This window comes from Rahnella sp. JUb53 (genome assembly GCF_004346065.1).
Lineage (GTDB): Bacteria > Pseudomonadota > Gammaproteobacteria > Enterobacterales > Enterobacteriaceae > Rahnella > Rahnella variigena.
Map to the genome: position 1 here is coordinate 596,679 of NZ_SLYT01000001.1, position 15,489 is coordinate 612,167.

Genomic DNA, 15,489 nt, shown 5'->3' on the forward strand with positions numbered 1-15,489 from the left:
GTAAAAAGCCCGGCGACTGTCCGGGCTTTCATCTCTTCACATCACCAGCAACCCGTATTTACAGCACTTTTTCCAGAAACCTGCGGGTACGCGCATGACGTGGACGGTCGAGCACCTGCGCCGCGCTGCCGGTTTCCACTACTGCGCCATCCACCATAAACACCACCTGATCGGCCACCTGACGCGCAAAGCCTATTTCATGCGTCACTACCACCAGCGTGACGCCTGACTGCGCCAGTTTTTTGATCACGTCCAGCACCTCGCCGACCAGTTCGGGATCCAGCGCTGATGTGGGTTCATCAAATAACATCACTTTCGGATTGAGTGCCAGCGCGCGGGCAATGGCGATGCGTTGTTGCTGTCCGCCTGACAGATGGCGCGGCCATGCCAGTGCTTTTTCACGCAGACCGACGGTGTCGAGCAATTCATATGCACGGGCGATGGCCTGTTTGCGGCTCAGCAATCCATGAACCACCGGCGCTTCGATAATGTTATCCAGCACGGTCATGTGCGGGAATAAATTGAAATTCTGGAACACATACCCGACGTGAGTACGTTGCTTGAGAATGGCGCGTTCTTTCAGTTCATACAGCGTGTCGCCTTTGCGCCGGTAACCAATGTAATCGCCATCAATCTGGATAAAACCTTCATCAACCCGTTCCAGATGATTAATGGTGCGCAGCAGGGTAGATTTTCCCGAGCCGGAAGGGCCGAGGATCACCGTCACCGTACCCGGTTCGATGCTCAGACTGACGTGATCCAGCGCCTTGTGTGCGCCGTAATATTTACTCAGATTGCTGATGTCGATGCGCCCGACGGTCGCACTGTGCGGTTTAGGCACAAATTGCCGTTCTGCGGGAGCATCTGCCGGGCGGTTAACGAATAAATCAAAGGCTTCGGACATAGGATTTTCCCTTTAATGAGGACGGGCAACGCGCCACTGACGCAGACGCTGCAAAGGAGTCGGCGCGACCTGACGAACGGTGCCACGGGAGAAATAACGCTCGACGTAATACTGCAATACAGACAGCACGGTGGTGATCAGCAGATACCAGATCGTCGCCACCATCAGCAACGGAATGACCTGCTGCGTGCGGTTGTAAATCACCTGCACGGTATAAAACAGTTCCGGCATCGACAGCACATAAACAATCGACGTGCCTTTCGCCAGGCTGATCACTTCATTAAATCCGGTCGGCAGAATGGAGCGCAGCGCCTGCGGCAAAATAATGCGGAAGGTGCGGCGGTAAGCCGGTAATCCCAGCGCGGCGGCGGCTTCATGCTGCCCGTGCTCAACGCCTAAAATCCCGCCACGGATAATTTCTGCGGTATAGGCGGACTGCACCAGCGAAAGGCCGAGAACGGCAACCGAAAACTGATCCAGCAAGTCCACCGTCGGGGTGCTGAAAAAGGAGAGGGTGGTGAACGGAATGCCCAGAGACAGGTTGTCGTACAGATAGGAAAAGTTGTAGAGGATGATTAATACCAGCAACAGCGGCAATGAGCGGAACAGCCAGATATAGCCCCAGGCCAGCGCATTCAGCAGATAAGATTTCGACAGACGGGCGAGGGCGAGAGCCGTGCCGAAAATGACGCCAAACAGGGTGCCCAGCAGGGTGAGTAACAGCGTCTTGCCCAGACCCGATAAAATCACCGGATCAAAAAACCATTGCCTGAACACGCCCCATTCCCAGCGGGAATTTGTCGCAATCGACTGAATAATCCCGAGCAGAATAAACGCCGAAAAGACGGCACCGGCCAGCCGCCACGGATAACGCGCCGGCACCACTTTCAGCGGGGGATGATTCACAGATGAAGGGGCATTTTCGCTCATAGTCTTTCTCTTTCTGTTTGCTGCTGATTAAGACACCGGAACGTCGGCGGTCAGTTTCTTGGTAAACGGCAGACGACCGTCATAAGGAGGCCGGGAATAGACTTCCGGATCCAGTCGCGTATCGAACTGCGGCTGATAACCGTGAGATAAGTACAACCCGACCGCTTCCGGCTGGCGGAAACCGGTGGTGAGAAACACCTGCCGATAACCGTAAGCGGCAGCGCGGCGTTCCAGTTCATGCAAAATTTTCTGTGCCAGCCCCTGGCGGCGCAGCGAGCGGTGCGTCCAGATGCGTTTCAGCTCGGCGGTTTCGGCGTCGTACCGCTTATACGCGCCCATCGCAATGGGCGCTCCGTTTCTTAGCAGAACAATAAATGCGCCGTCGGGCCGGGCGAACACGCTGTCATCTTCAGGTTCCTTGCTGGAAAAATAGTCGCCGTAACGTTCACGGTATTCGCCGAATAAACCCTGAATCACCGGCGCAATCAGCGGATCTTCCGCTACGGTCTGGATAAATACGTCTTCGCTCATCGTGGCCTCCTCTGATTAATCGCCCAGTCCCGGCGGGTTAATTTCTGAATGGTCGATCTTCTCAACGCTTTCACCCCAGCGGTCCAGCACTTTGATATAAGCCCCGCTGGCAATGGCGCTGTTCAGCGACGCCTGCACGGCATCCACCAGTCCGTTACCTTTTTTCAGCGTCACCGCGATATTGGCGGTTTTCGGCCAGCCGCCCGGCACCGTGCCGACCAGTTTGGTTTTGCCGGTCAGCAGTGCTTTATACGCACCGGTGACGTTAGGCCCAAAAGTGGCATCAGCGCGACCGGACTGGATCGCCAGCGTGGCAGCGGCGTCATCGGTGACATATTGCGGTTTCAGTGCCGGTAATCCCTTGGCCTGATTCTCTTTGTCCCAGGCCAGTAACACGGCTTCCTGATTGGTGCCGGAACCGACGATGATGCGTTTACCGGCGATATCCGGCGCGGAAGTAATGGATGTGATTTTGCTGTCGCTTTTCACGTAAAAGCCCAGCGTGTCCTGACGATAGGTCGCGAAATCAAACTTGGTTTTGCGATCTTTAGTGACGGTGATGTTGTAGATGGCAGCGTCGTATTTCCCCGACGTCACGCCCAGCGGCCAGTCTTCCCATGAAGCCGGCACCACTTTGAGTTTCAGGCCTAAACCGTCCGCCACCAGACGGGCGATATCGGCTTCGCTGCCGATCACGGTTTTGTTATCGCGGGCATACAGCCCGAACGGCGGGGCGCTCCCAAGAACCGCCAGTGCCACGGTCAGGGTGCCCGGCTCGACAAACTTAAAGTTCGCCGGGATTTTTGCCACGGCTTCCGGGCTTTTCGGCGTATTAATGGGGGTTTCATTGGCAATCAGATCAATTCCCGGCGCGGCGTATGCCGCTGATGAAAAACTTAATATTGCCGCGATGGCGGTGGCTGTGATGGTTGCGCTATGTTTCATCATTATTATTTTTACCCTGCATTCTTATTTTAAGGGGTGATGACCGTGAGGTGACGCTTTCACTATTCCCGAGTGTTACAGGGATGTAAAACAACAAAATTAAATAATCAAAGAGATAAAATAGAAATGCCATACGCAAAGGGCTTCGACGAAACATAAGTGATAAAGGCCAGCAACATTATTGATACCTTTTGGGGTGAGTTTTTCAAAAACGAAAAATAAAGAGGCACATGTTATTTTTGAGATTCACCTTAAAATATTCACATTTATCGGTGTATGGGGATCCCCTGAAGCACGTAGAATAAACTTTCATTCGGAAGTGGTTTTTTAAGTTTTCCTGATTTTTATTTATAAGGATATATCCATGAGCGATGCTCAAAAAAGTCCAATCGTAAGACGTAAATCAACATTACTTTATGTGGGCAACGTGCCTGTTGGCGGAGATTCGCCAATAACGGTACAGTCAATGACGAATACCAATACGAACGACGTGAATGCCACGGTGAGTCAGATTAATGCTCTTGAAAAAGCAGGCGCAGACATTGTTCGTGTATCAGTCCCAACTATGGATGCGGCGGAAGCATTCAGAATGATTAAGGAACAGGTGAATGTTCCCCTGATCGCAGATATTCATTTTGATTATCGGATAGCGTTGCAGGTTGCAAAATACGGTGCTGATTGCCTGAGAATAAATCCCGGTAATATTGGTAATGAAGCCCGTATTCGCTCGGTCGTGGACTGCGCACGTGACAAAAATATTCCCATCCGTATCGGCATCAACGGCGGTTCACTGGAAAAAGATATTCAGGAAAAGTATGGCGAACCCACACCGGAAGCCTTGCTGGAGTCTGCGATGCGTCACGTAGATATTCTGGATCGCCTGAATTTTGATATGTTTAAAATCAGTGTAAAAGCGTCAGATGTTTTTCTGGCGGTACAGTCATACCGTTTGCTGGCGGCACAAATTGTTCAACCTCTGCATCTGGGGATCACTGAAGCAGGCGGATTGCGCAGTGGTTCCGTAAAATCGGCGATTGGACTGGGTATGCTGCTGTCAGAGGGGATTGGCGATACTCTGCGTGTCTCTCTCGCCGCTGATCCTGTCGAAGAAGTAAAAGTAGGATTCGATATTTTAAAATCCCTGCGTATTCGCTCCCGTGGTATTAATTTCATTGCCTGTCCTACCTGTTCCCGGCAGGAATTTGATGTGATTAAGACAGTAAATGAACTGGAACAACGCCTGGAAGATATTACCCTGCCGATGGATGTGTCAATTATTGGGTGTGTCGTGAATGGTCCGGGTGAAGCATTGGTATCAACCTTAGGCGTTGCCGGAGGTCATAATAAAAGCAGTTTTTATGAAGGAGGCGTACGTCAGAAAGAACGTTTTGACAACGATAAAATAATTGACCAGCTTGAAAGTAAAATACGTGCCAGAGTCGCAATGATGAATCATAAAAATCATATTGATATGGTAAATGGATAATCCCAATAAAATTCGCAATGTTAATGTTTAAATAACAATGATTTTGCCGACGGGCAGTCCTGTTGCTGACAAATTTATAAATATTACAGATTTCATTTAAGCCTTTCTTTTAAGTCAAAGAGGTAAACGCCCGGAATAGCCGGGCGTATCTTCGCCAAAATACAAACAAACTTTATTTTTCCCTTGTTAATTCCTCCAGTGCTTTTTCAGCCAGTTGCTGGAAATATTCTGCCGCCGGATAAATAGCCGATTCGTCGGGATTAAATTGCGGATGATGCAAACCGAAATCACTCGCCGAGCCGATGCTGACAAACGCACCCGGTACATGATGCAGGTAAAACGCAAAATCCTCACCGCCCATTTGTGCCTGCGCAACTTCGGTTTTATAGCCAAATTCAGCCGCTGCTTTCAGGCTGAACTCGGCCCAGCGCGGCGTATTGACTACCGCCGGTGGCCCGCCAAACCAATGCAGTTCGGCTTTAGCGCCCAGTGCGTCCGCGACACCCGCGATGACTTTACGAATACGCTGCGGAATTTGTTCACGGATTTCGCTGTTGTGCGTGCGAACCGTGCCTTCGAGTTCGACGGTTTGTGGTAACACGTTCCAGGTATTGCCGCCTTCAATGCGTGTGACGCTGACCACCGCCGCCTCCTGCGCGCTGACATTGCGGCTGACCACCGTTTGCAGCGCGGTCACGATGTGGCTGGCGGTGACGATACTGTCGACGCCTTCTTCCGGATGCGCGGCGTGCGCGCCTTTGCCGGTCACGGTTATCTGGAAGCGGTCAACATTGGCGTAAAATGCGCCGCCTTTGGTGGAGAAGGTGCCGACCGGCAATTCAGGCGCATTGTGCAGACCAAAAATAGCATCCACGTTTTCCAGCGCACCGGCTTTTATCAGTTGCGACGCGCCGCCGAACCGTTCTTCCGCTGGCTGGAAAAACAACCGCACGCGGCCCGGAAGCTGGTCTTCACGCGCTTTAAGCAGATGGGCGGCACCCAGAATAACCGAGGTATGGAAGTCGTGTCCGCAGGCGTGCATTACGCCGGGCTGTTGTGAACTGAACGGCACGCCGGACGTTTCTTCAATCGGCAGGGCATCGATGTCACCGCGTAACGCCACCACCGGACCGTGTTCAGGGCCGATTTCCGCCACCACACCGGTTTTCAACCCGAGGGATAAAATGCGGATCCCGGCTGCATTCAGCCACTGGGTAATTTTTTGCGTGGTGACAAACTCCTGATTGGATAATTCCGGATGCTGATGTAATTCACGGCGCCAGGCGATGAGTTGTTCTTCTAATCCTGATGGATTGTCTGCTGATGAAATGTCTGCTGATGAATTGTTTGCTGATGAATTGTCAGGTGCGATGTTTTTCGTGTCTTCGGCAAGTGAAATGCTCATGGCGAAATAACCTTATTGTCTGAAAAGGATTGTTAATTGTCTGAAAGTGATCGTTACCCGGATGTAGCGGTTCATTTCATGCTAGCCAGAGCGAGGGAAATAACTAAATACTCAGTCGCTATAATTTATAGTCATTTTGCACACACGATTGCATAGCAAATTACTGACTATAGAAACGTGTTTTTATTATTTAGCTTTGGTCGTATTTCATGGAACTCTTTTTGTCACAATGAATAAAAGGGATGCCCAGGTGAATTACCGACTGAGTTTATTAGATCAAAGCCCGATCCACGACGGGCAGACAGCGGCACAGGCACTGGAAGCGACGCTCACATTCGCGCTAAAAGCCGAAGCGCTGGGTTATCACCGCCTGTGGGTTTCTGAACATCACGACACCGAAAGGCTGGCAGGCAGCTCGCCGGAAGTGCTGATTGCCTGGCTGCTGGCGCGTACATCCCGGCTGCGGATCGGTTCAGGCGGCGTGATGTTGCAACATTACAGCCCGTATAAAGTGGCCGAGAATTTCCATCTGCTGGCCTCGCTGGCGCCGGATCGCGTGGATATCGGCATTGGCAAAGCGCCCGGCGGATTGCCGCTTTCTACCAAAGCCCTGCGCGGTCATACACCGGCAGATTCGGCACCCGGATTTCCCGCGCAGTTACAGCAACTGACGCATTATCTCACTCATCTTGATGACCATCTGGCTGGCACGGAAGCCCGTGCATTGCCGCGTCCGCCGGTCAGTCCGCAGCGATTTCTGCTGGGTGCCAGCCCGGAAAGCGCGCGGCTGGCCGCATCGCTCGGCTGGAATTTTGTGTTCGCCGGTTTTATCAATACCTCGGAACAGGTGATGACAGAATCCGTGCTGGCCTTTCACGAATATTCTGCCGGACAGGGGCACGCGCTGGTCAGTCTGGCGGTACTGGCAGCAGAAACCCGCGAACGGGCGGAAGCGCTGGTGGCTGAGCAACATAATTTTCGGGTCACGGTGGGCGACCGGCATGTTACGGTCGGCACCCGCGAACAGGCGGAGGCCTTTGTGCAACAGGCGGGCGCAACGCACTACCAGATTGAGCAGCAGAAGCTCAGCGTGTTGCACGGCACACCCGGCGATATCCATCAGCAACTGCGCGATATTCAGCGCCGTCTTTGCGTGAATGAATTTGTGATCCACACCCCACTGACAGATGCCGCGGTGCGTCTGAAGTCCATCGAATTGCTGGCGGGCCAGCATTAAGGAGTTTTCATGAGCCATTCAAGTCATTCAGGCAATTCAAAAAGTATAAAGCTGGGTCTGATGCTGCACGGTGCGGGCGGACATATGAATTCGTGGCGACATGAAAAAGCGCCTGCGGATGCCAGTGTGAACTTTCCCTATTTCCGCGATTTAGCCTTGCGCGCTGAAGCCGCAGGATTTGATTTTCTGTTTGTCGCCGACGGTCTGCACATCAACGAAAAATCGCTGCCGCACTTTCTGAACCGTTTCGAGCCGGTGGCGCTGCTGTCGGCGCTGGCATCAGCCACGCACAGCATTGGTCTGGCGGGCACCATTTCAACCTCTTACAGCGACCCGTTCACCGTGGCGCGTCAGCTGGCGTCCATCGACAATATCAGTCAGGGACGTGCGGGCTGGAATGTGGTGACATCGCCGCTGGCCGGTTCCGCGAAAAATTTCGGTAAAGATCATCCTGAACACGCGCTGAGATATCAGATTGCGGAAGAATATATCAATGTGGTGCAAGGGCTGTGGGATTCATGGGAAGACGGCGCGTTTGTGCGTGACCGTGAAAGCGGCGTGTTTTTTGATGCGGCGAAGCTGCACAAACTGAATCATCAGGGGCAATTCTTCTCGGTGGAAGGGCCGCTGAATATTCAGCGTTCGCCGCAGGGTCAGCCGGTGATTTTCCAGGCCGGTGCGTCTGATGCCGGTATCGCGCTGGCAGGCAAATCTGCCGATGCGGTGTTCACCAACGCCCGTACGCTGGAAGAGGCGCAGGAATACGCCGCGAAATTGCAGGCGCAGGTCGCGAAAAATGGCCGTCATCCGGTCGGGATTTTCCCCGGCATCAGCCCGATAGTCGGTAAAACCGAAGAAGAGGCTGAGGCAAAATATCAGTATCTGCTTTCCCTGCTTTCGCTCGATGACGCGCTGGCGTATCTCGGACGCTTCTTCGACCATCATGATTTCAGCCAGTATCCGCCGGACGGGCCGTTCCCGGAACTGGGTGATTTAGGACAAAATACCTTCCGTTCGACCACCGACAGCATCAAGAAACTGGCGCGGGAAGAGAACCTCACGCTGCGGGAAATCGCCTATCAGACCACGCTGCCGCGCGGTGAATTCTTCGGTACGCCGGAACAGGTGGCTGACCGCCTGATCCGCTGGGTGGAAGAGGGCGGTGCCAGCGGCTTTATCATCAGCGGGCCGGTGCTGACGGAAGCGCTGGACGATATCACCCGGCTGGTTCTGCCGGTGCTGGCGGCGCGGGGTTACTGGCATCCGTCAGAGGCGCAAACCCTGCGCGAGCGGCTGGACATTCCTTTTAAAACTAACCGTTACAGCGTGCAGGAAATCCGCCGCGAGGCAGTGAACGAAAAATAGTTACAACATACTAAAACTTTTAACTGAGCCCGCTCCGGTAGCCCCGAGCGGGCTTTTTGCTTTGCAGGGATCGGCGGGGGTTGTCTCACAGAAAAAAGGGGCGTAGGTTTCGACAAAACCATAAGAAATCTTCGAACTGATAAAGGAAATGAAATGAAAGCATTAGTTCTCGAACAACAAGACAAAGCCACTCTGGCCGAAGTGAAAGACATCGCACTGCCGGAAATGGCCGCGGGCGACGTGCTGGTGGATATCAGCTGGTCAGGGCTCAATTACAAAGATGCGCTGGCGATCACCGGTAAAGGCAAAATCATCCGCCAGTTCCCGATGGTGCCGGGCATTGATTTCACCGGCCATGTAAAACGCAGTAACGATCCGCGATATTCAGCGGGACAAGCGGTGATCCTCACCGGCTGGGGCGTGGGCGAAAACCACTGGGGCGGACTGGCAGAACAGGCCTGCGTCAAAGGCGACTGGCTGGTCGCACTGCCTGAAACGCTGCCTGCACGCAATGCGATGATCATCGGCACCGCCGGTTTCACCGCCATGTTATGCGTGATGGCGCTCGAAGACGCAGGCGTGACGCCGGAAAGCGGCACCGTGCTGGTGACCGGTGCCAGCGGTGGCGTCGGCAGCACCGCCGTGGCACTGCTGCATACCCTCGGTTACACTGTCACGGCCGTGACGGGACGTGAATCCACGCATGATTACCTGCGCAAACTGGGTGCCAGCGAAATTCTGTCCCGCGATGAGTTTGCCGAAACCCGTCCGCTGGAAAAACAGCTGTGGGCCGGTGCCATCGATACCGTCGGTGACAAAGTGCTGGCTAAAGTGCTGGCACAAACCAATTACGGCGGCTGCGTGGCGGCCTGCGGTCTGGCGGGGGGCTTTGGTCTGCCAACCACCGTGATGCCGTTTATTCTGCGTAACGTGCGTTTACAGGGCGTGGATTCCGTCTCTGTGCCCGCTGAACACCGTGCGGCGGTGTGGGAACGTCTGGCGAGTACGCTGCCGGAAAGCTTCTATCAGCAGGCCGCGACGGAGATTACGCTGGAGAAGGCACCGGCGTATGCCGAAGATTTTCTGAATAATAAAATTCAGGGCAGAACGCTGGTGAAAATCGGCGGTTAACCCTGTTCAGCCCCGGCATTTTCACGATGCCGGGGTGTTTCTCCGCTCAATTTTCCCGCCGCGCTAAAGAATTTCCCCAAACCAGCCGATAAATACAACGTCCCTCTGAGACAAAAAGAGAACGGAATTCCTTATTTTCCGAACGACGCACAGCGCAAACACCGATAAAAACGAATAACGACAGGCATGGGGAAAGTATGGATAATTTTCAGAAAGAAATTGATGAGAGAACAAATCTCACTTCATCAAACCGGTTTGAGCTTTTGCTGTTCCGTCTTGGAACCTCGCCGGAAGACGAACAATCTGAACTCTTTGGTATCAACGTCTTTAAATTGCGCGAAATCGTGCCGATGCCGGCACTGACCAAAGCCGCAGGCATGTCATCGCCGATGATGGGCATGGCGAATATTCGCGGTGAAATTATTCCGGTGATTGATTTGCCCGCGGTGGTCGGCTGCGTGCCGAAAACCGGGCTGAACATTTTGCTGGTCACGGAATATGCCCGCAGCACGCAGGCCTTTGCTGTGGAATCCGTGGACGATATCGTGCGTCTCGAATGGAGTCAGGTGCTGGCTGCCGAATCCGGCGTCAAGAGCCGCAACATCACCAGTATCGCGCGTCTGGATAGCGATAAATCCAGCACCCGTCTGGCGCTGGTACTCGACGTCGAGCAGATCCTGCATGACATCATTCCGAACAGCAATATCGACATGGACAAGAAGAAAACCAGCGCGTTCAAACTGAAACCGGGCACGGTGGCGATTGTCGCGGAAGACTCGAAAGTCGCGCGTCAGATGCTGGAAAAAGGCCTGAACATGATGGAGATCCCGGCACAGATGCACGTGACCGGTCTCGAAGCCTGGAATAAAATCCGCAAACTGGCCGAAGAGTGCAAAGCAGAAGGGCTGCCAATCGCCGATAAAATTTCCTTCGTTCTTACCGATCTGGAAATGCCGGAAATGGACGGTTTTACGCTGACGCTCAATATCAAGCGTGATGAATTCCTGAAAAATATTCCGGTGATTATCCACTCCTCATTATCCGGCAGCGCCAACGAAGATCACGTGCGCAAAGTCGGTGCCGACGGTTACGTGGCTAAATTCGAAATTAACGAACTGGAAGCGGCGATCCATAAAGCGCTGGATGCGAAGAAGATTGCGCACGTGTAGTGATGCAGTGGTGATGCCACTTCTTGCGTGCTGTACAAATTAATTGTTTATTTAACCCTGTCGTGAACGGCAGGGCAGATCAAAAATTAAGGAGCTTTGATGGCTGCGGTATCAATGGAAAATATCTGTGGGGCAGTTATTTCAGGCATTGAAAAAGCACAGATCGATTATGAGGAGATGTCAGGCGGAGAATGGCTATGGACGGCTGCAGAATACATGCTCACCACTTATATCGCTAAGGAAATCCATGAACTTGAGGGGAGCAAATTTGTTACTGTCGAAAGTAATGGATTAAGCACGATGGATTTTGCAGGTGCCAGAGCGCCGGGCCCCAAACCCCGAAAAGCACGGCTTTCTGGCCGGTTTGACTTATTGGTGTGGTGGGCAAACTCAAAACCACGCGGTGTCATCGAGGTCAAAAATCAGCCGGGTGGCCCTTCTGGCTGGTACCACGACATTGACCGTATTACATCAGTTTTAGACATTGGCAAAGGTGATTCATCAATCAAATTTGGCTCATTTGTTTACTACTATTCGGCGCGGGATGGTTCACGCTATAGCGCAGAAGAGAAGGTCGATGCAAAATTTCGACGAGTTGAAGCACTTGTCAAAGAACGAACAAAAAATAAATACCGAGTTCGTCAGGTTGTATCCGAAATACACAACGAAGGTGAACTGGGAGCCTGGGGCGCAGCTTGTCTGACTATCCAGCCCGCCTGAATAAACAATAACGCCCGCCTGTCCAGCGGGCTTTATTGTTTATAGATTAATGTGCGTCGCCGCTTAATTCCTTACGGGCGCGGGCTTTCAGTACATGCGTGGAAATCGCAGGCTGGAACACTTTAAACATCAGACCATTAATAAAAGTGGCCAGGGTGAGTGTCAGGAATGCGGACACCAGCCAGTCAGCAATAATGTAATTGCTGCTAATAATCAGCGGGTGGTATATCACCATGCCTACAAAAACTACCTAGTGGCTGAAACAATAAAAACATTTAAACAAATGGTCGAGCGTACTGTTTTTATTTTCAACCCAGTCACGCATGGGCTAAATAATTCTGCCTGCGTAATACTCATGGAAATACTGCTGGCGGCAAGCGCAATGATCAGGCAATTCCACAATGCGGAAAGCCCGTGTGCGATGTTTATATCCATACTGACCTCAGTTTTAATTGTGTGGAGGGTTATTTAAGAATTCTGTACCGATCTCCTCGAGAGTTTGTTGTTTGAACTGACCGATGATCAGCTCATAGGCCTGAGTGAAAGCCCATTCATTGTTCGGTTTACCCCCTGTTCGATCAGGCATTCTGGCGCGTGATTGCGGTTGCCGATAGCAAACAGAGAAGGGGAGCCCAGCGCCAAATAGACGTCATACAAATTGATGCTATTCAGCGCGCGCCAGCTTCCAGCCACCGCTGTGGCCCTTTTCAAACGTAACAATATTGCTCGCGCAGTCCTGCCAGCATCTTACGCACCACGACAGGATTCGTGTCGAGGAAAGCCGCCAGCTGTTCCGAAGTTAGCGGCACGCCTGCGTCAGGCATATGCAGCAGGATGCGGGGCATTGAAGAAAGTAATAAGCCTAAGGGATACAAAATATATCCTAACTATTTATTTCTTACAATTTATCTGAGTTAGATCTTTAGCTGTAAATAAGAATTCAGCAGAATGCTCTTTATTCTGAGAGATATATATTTTTCCGTCAATATCAGCGATAATGAAAAGTTGCGTTCTGTTATTATCTAGCTTGGTTGCCATGTTATTTGGGATTTTATATTTTTTGAGATCTTCAGTATAGTAACAACGGGCCTGAAAACCTAATCCAATCATCCGGGTTACATTTTCTGAAATACTGCTTGAGAATGCTGTTGATAGATAAGTAATTACAAAAAATAGTAGTACAAGATAGAAGTATAGGGTTGTTTTAGTATCTTTCTTTTTTGTTTTCAACGAACTTAACCCAGACATGGAGAATATTAACGGTAATACAATCAAGACTAATATTTTGATTGCGCTATTTACGGAGTTTCCAGGTTCCAGAGTGAAGTTTAAAAGTCTTGAGAATAGTAGGAATATAACATAGGTCATTATGAGGTAAGTGAGTGTGATAAAGGAGACAATCCCCAGTTGTTTTAGGTAGTTTAAAAATGTATGCCTTTGAAATGTAATGTAAGAAACAGTCATAAAACCTATTAAGTATAATCCAATGCCGATTTTCCATTGCTGGTATAATACACCATTTAAGATACTCATTGCCAAAGAGTACGTTATGTATATTTTAATTCGTTTGCGTTTATCGTTAACTCTGGATTTCATTAGAGCTTTTTTATAAAAATACAGTGTTATTTTGGGTGAGATAAAGACCGCGAAGGATAATACATAAGAAATAATGGCGAGAGTGAAAAGAGAAAGAGCTCCATAGCTGATAATGAGATCTGTTTTTATTAAATCAATGAAGCTCACCCCGTGGCTATTGGCATAGTTAAATAAAAACCACGCGCCTGAGAGTGTGCAAATAAAGATAATCAACGCCATGGCTTTATCTATGTTCTTCATAAGGATATGAAACAACTTCTTTATGAAACTTATCATTTTTATTTTAATCCTTTAAATTACTTATACCTATCATAGATTGAAAAAATAAACGCAAACATACTAGCTTAAAAGTGGAGGGGGTACCAATGAAAACGTCATAATATAATAAACGAAAGTTATTATTAACTGAGGTACATTCATTGCTATGACGTGATATAAATTTCATTGAAAAAGAAAGCCAAACACAAAAAGCCCGCCTAAGTTTCCTTAGGCGGGCTTCTCTAAATTTGGCTCCTCTGACTGGACTCGAACCAGTGACATACGGATTAACAGTCCGCCGTTCTACCGACTGAACTACAGAGGAATCGTGTGAACGGGGCGCATGATAACGGGGGATGAAGTCGGGAGCAACGGTTTTTTTACTTCTGCGTTTCGATGGGAGAGTTTTTGTTCAGGTTACTAAAAAATAAGCAAAAATGACCCATGTCCTTCAAATAAACTGAACCGCTTTGTTAAACAACTGATATTTATTCTCATCCTGAGGCGCGTAAAGTAAACGTATCATTGCGCCAGTCCTCAAACGAGCGGGCTGGCACATCGCTTTGCGCACTTTGAGGATGCATTTACGATGAAAAATATTGGGTTTTTATCATTTGGTCACTGGACACCGTCGCCTCAGTCAGGCACCCGCTCGGCGGCGGATGCGTTGCTGCAATCTATCGATCTGGCTGTCGCAGCCGAAGAACTGGGCGCGGACGGCGCGTATTTCCGCGTGCATCATTTTGCCCGTCAGCTCGCTTCACCGTTCCCGCTGCTGGCGGCGGTCGGCGCGAAGACCAGCAAGATTGAGATCGGCACCGGCGTTATCGATATGCGTTACGAAAATCCGCTGTATATGGCGGAAAGCGCCAGCGCGGCAGATCTGATCTCCGGCGGGCGTTTACAGCTGGGTATCAGCCGGGGTTCGCCGGAACAGGTGATCGACGGCTGGCGCTATTTTGGCTATCAGCCGGCAGAAGGGGAGACGGAAGCGGATATGGCGCGGCGTCACACCGAAGTGCTGCTGGATGCGCTGCGTGGCGAAGGTTTTGCGAAACCGAATCCGCAACCGATGTTTCCAAATCCACCGGGAATGTTGCGTCTGGAACCGCATTCTGAAGGCTTGCGTGATCGTATCTGGTGGGGCGCGGGTTCGAACGCCACTGCCGTATGGGCGGCGAAACTGGGGATGAATCTGCAAAGCTCGACGCTGAAAGATGACGAAACCGGCGAGCCGTTCCACATTCAGCAGGCGAAACAAATTCGCGCCTATCGCGAAGCCTGGGCCGAAGCGGGACACACGCGTACGCCACGGGTATCGGTCAGTCGCAGCATTTTTGCCCTGATGGATGACCGTGACCGTGCTTATTTCGGTGGCAGTAGTAACGACGGCGATAAGGTCGGTTTCCTCGACGAGAAAACCCGGGCAATTTTCGGACGCAGCTACGCGGCTTCTCCTGAGTTTTTGATCGAACAGCTCAAAAAGGATGAAGCGATTGCCGAAGCCGATACGTTATTGCTCACCGTGCCGAATCAGCTCGGCGTGGATTACAACGTGCATGTGATTGAATCGATTCTCAAACACGTTGCGCCTGCGATGGGCTGGCGTGAGTAACCGCTGAAGAAAGTTTTAAGAAAACAAAAGCCCGCCTTTGGAAACTCAGGCGGGCTTTTTTCATTTTGCGACACTCGCAAAGAAGCCTCGGCGATTAAGTGGCTATTCTATAATCATAGCAAAAAGCATTTTGATGATTAAACACGCAAAAATCGCACATAAGTCCTAAGGCAAAGTCTATCAAATACATAGGGTGA

15 protein-coding genes and 1 tRNA gene are annotated in these 15,489 nt (G+C 51.0%); 7 read left to right on the top strand and 9 right to left on the bottom strand.

Annotated features, from left to right (window positions below; all coding sequences use genetic code 11):
- Positions 1-58: 58 nt before the first annotated feature.
- From EC840_RS02830 to EC840_RS02845, 4 genes are read right to left on the bottom strand one after another with little or no spacing between them, the layout of a single operon-like run.
- The gene (locus EC840_RS02830; RefSeq protein ID WP_243701002.1) at positions 59-904 is read right to left on the bottom strand and encodes an amino acid ABC transporter ATP-binding protein; all 846 of its coding nucleotides are present in this window, start codon (positions 902-904) and stop codon (positions 59-61) included.
- Positions 905-916: 12 nt separating this feature from the next.
- Positions 917-1,834, bottom strand: coding sequence for an amino acid ABC transporter permease (locus tag EC840_RS02835; RefSeq protein ID WP_129638710.1), 918 nt, complete (start codon positions 1,832-1,834; stop codon positions 917-919).
- A 27-nt stretch (positions 1,835-1,861) separates the two neighbouring features.
- On the bottom strand, positions 1,862-2,365 hold the full coding sequence (locus EC840_RS02840) for a GNAT family N-acetyltransferase (protein WP_132963933.1): 504 nt from the start codon (positions 2,363-2,365) through the stop codon (positions 1,862-1,864).
- A gap of 15 nt (positions 2,366-2,380) precedes the next feature.
- The gene (locus EC840_RS02845; RefSeq protein ID WP_181955548.1) at positions 2,381-3,310 is read right to left on the bottom strand and encodes an ABC transporter substrate-binding protein; all 930 of its coding nucleotides are present in this window, start codon (positions 3,308-3,310) and stop codon (positions 2,381-2,383) included.
- A 364-nt stretch (positions 3,311-3,674) separates the two neighbouring features.
- Between EC840_RS02845 and ispG the strand changes: the two genes are divergently transcribed.
- Positions 3,675-4,796 (top strand): flavodoxin-dependent (E)-4-hydroxy-3-methylbut-2-enyl-diphosphate synthase, encoded by a 1,122-nt coding sequence (gene ispG, locus EC840_RS02850; RefSeq protein ID WP_132963934.1) that lies wholly within the window; start codon positions 3,675-3,677, stop codon positions 4,794-4,796.
- 172 nt (positions 4,797-4,968) lie between these two features.
- Here ispG and EC840_RS02855 read toward each other — a convergent pair whose 3' ends face one another.
- A complete protein-coding gene (locus tag EC840_RS02855; protein WP_129638712.1) occupies positions 4,969-6,201 on the bottom strand; it encodes a M20 peptidase aminoacylase family protein in 1,233 nt (410 codons plus the stop codon).
- 250 nt (positions 6,202-6,451) lie between these two features.
- Between EC840_RS02855 and EC840_RS02860 the strand changes: the two genes are divergently transcribed.
- From EC840_RS02860 to EC840_RS02880, 5 genes are all read left to right on the top strand, one after another.
- A complete protein-coding gene (locus EC840_RS02860; protein WP_132963935.1) occupies positions 6,452-7,438 on the top strand; it encodes an MsnO8 family LLM class oxidoreductase in 987 nt (328 codons plus the stop codon).
- Positions 7,439-7,447: 9 nt separating this feature from the next.
- On the top strand, positions 7,448-8,803 hold the full coding sequence (locus tag EC840_RS02865) for an LLM class flavin-dependent oxidoreductase (RefSeq protein ID WP_132963936.1): 1,356 nt from the start codon (positions 7,448-7,450) through the stop codon (positions 8,801-8,803).
- Between the two features lie 153 nt (positions 8,804-8,956).
- Positions 8,957-9,934 carry an oxidoreductase gene (locus tag EC840_RS02870; RefSeq protein WP_132963937.1) on the top strand — a complete coding sequence of 326 codons (978 nt, stop codon included), beginning with the start codon at positions 8,957-8,959 and terminating at the stop codon, positions 9,932-9,934.
- Positions 9,935-10,131: 197 nt separating this feature from the next.
- On the top strand, positions 10,132-11,103 hold the full coding sequence (locus tag EC840_RS02875) for a chemotaxis protein (protein WP_120163458.1): 972 nt from the start codon (positions 10,132-10,134) through the stop codon (positions 11,101-11,103).
- A gap of 99 nt (positions 11,104-11,202) precedes the next feature.
- The gene (locus tag EC840_RS02880) at positions 11,203-11,823 is read left to right on the top strand and encodes a hypothetical protein (RefSeq protein ID WP_132963938.1); all 621 of its coding nucleotides are present in this window, start codon (positions 11,203-11,205) and stop codon (positions 11,821-11,823) included.
- Between the two features lie 46 nt (positions 11,824-11,869).
- Here EC840_RS02880 and EC840_RS25430 read toward each other — a convergent pair whose 3' ends face one another.
- From EC840_RS25430 to EC840_RS02900, 4 genes are all read right to left on the bottom strand, one after another.
- Positions 11,870-12,058, bottom strand: a complete 189-nt coding sequence (locus EC840_RS25430) for a hypothetical protein (RefSeq protein WP_243701003.1) — start codon at positions 12,056-12,058, stop codon at positions 11,870-11,872.
- A gap of 472 nt (positions 12,059-12,530) precedes the next feature.
- On the bottom strand, positions 12,531-12,698 hold the full coding sequence (locus EC840_RS25435) for a hypothetical protein (RefSeq protein ID WP_243701004.1): 168 nt from the start codon (positions 12,696-12,698) through the stop codon (positions 12,531-12,533).
- A gap of 16 nt (positions 12,699-12,714) precedes the next feature.
- On the bottom strand, positions 12,715-13,638 hold the full coding sequence (locus EC840_RS02895) for a hypothetical protein (protein ID WP_132963939.1): 924 nt from the start codon (positions 13,636-13,638) through the stop codon (positions 12,715-12,717).
- Between the two features lie 288 nt (positions 13,639-13,926).
- Positions 13,927-14,002: transfer RNA gene (locus EC840_RS02900), tRNA-Asn, on the bottom strand.
- Between the two features lie 264 nt (positions 14,003-14,266).
- On the opposite strand from EC840_RS02900, the gene EC840_RS02905 reads away from it, so the two are divergent.
- Complete coding sequence (locus EC840_RS02905) at positions 14,267-15,292, top strand: LLM class flavin-dependent oxidoreductase (RefSeq protein ID WP_132963940.1); 1,026 nt, start codon at positions 14,267-14,269, stop codon at positions 15,290-15,292.
- Positions 15,293-15,489 lie beyond the last annotated feature (197 nt).

What these genes read in the sequence shown, in the direction of transcription:
- EC840_RS02830 (WP_243701002.1), bottom strand. Translation starts at nt 904, where the DNA reads ATGTCCGAAGCCTTTGATTTATTCGTTAACCGCCCGGCAGATGCTCCC.
- EC840_RS02835 (WP_129638710.1), bottom strand. Translation starts at nt 1,834, where the DNA reads ATGAGCGAAAATGCCCCTTCATCTGTGAATCATCCCCCGCTGAAAGTG.
- EC840_RS02840 (WP_132963933.1), bottom strand. Translation starts at nt 2,365, where the DNA reads ATGAGCGAAGACGTATTTATCCAGACCGTAGCGGAAGATCCGCTGATT.
- EC840_RS02845 (WP_181955548.1), bottom strand. Translation starts at nt 3,310, where the DNA reads ATGAAACATAGCGCAACCATCACAGCCACCGCCATCGCGGCAATATTA.
- ispG (WP_132963934.1), top strand. Translation starts at nt 3,675, where the DNA reads ATGAGCGATGCTCAAAAAAGTCCAATCGTAAGACGTAAATCAACATTA.
- EC840_RS02855 (WP_129638712.1), bottom strand. Translation starts at nt 6,201, where the DNA reads ATGAGCATTTCACTTGCCGAAGACACGAAAAACATCGCACCTGACAAT.
- EC840_RS02865 (WP_132963936.1), top strand. Translation starts at nt 7,448, where the DNA reads ATGAGCCATTCAAGTCATTCAGGCAATTCAAAAAGTATAAAGCTGGGT.
- EC840_RS02870 (WP_132963937.1), top strand. Translation starts at nt 8,957, where the DNA reads ATGAAAGCATTAGTTCTCGAACAACAAGACAAAGCCACTCTGGCCGAA.
- EC840_RS02875 (WP_120163458.1), top strand. Translation starts at nt 10,132, where the DNA reads ATGGATAATTTTCAGAAAGAAATTGATGAGAGAACAAATCTCACTTCA.
- EC840_RS02880 (WP_132963938.1), top strand. Translation starts at nt 11,203, where the DNA reads ATGGCTGCGGTATCAATGGAAAATATCTGTGGGGCAGTTATTTCAGGC.
- EC840_RS25430 (WP_243701003.1), bottom strand. Translation starts at nt 12,058, where the DNA reads ATGGTGATATACCACCCGCTGATTATTAGCAGCAATTACATTATTGCT.
- EC840_RS02895 (WP_132963939.1), bottom strand. Translation starts at nt 13,638, where the DNA reads ATGGCGTTGATTATCTTTATTTGCACACTCTCAGGCGCGTGGTTTTTA.
- EC840_RS02905 (WP_132963940.1), top strand. Translation starts at nt 14,267, where the DNA reads ATGAAAAATATTGGGTTTTTATCATTTGGTCACTGGACACCGTCGCCT.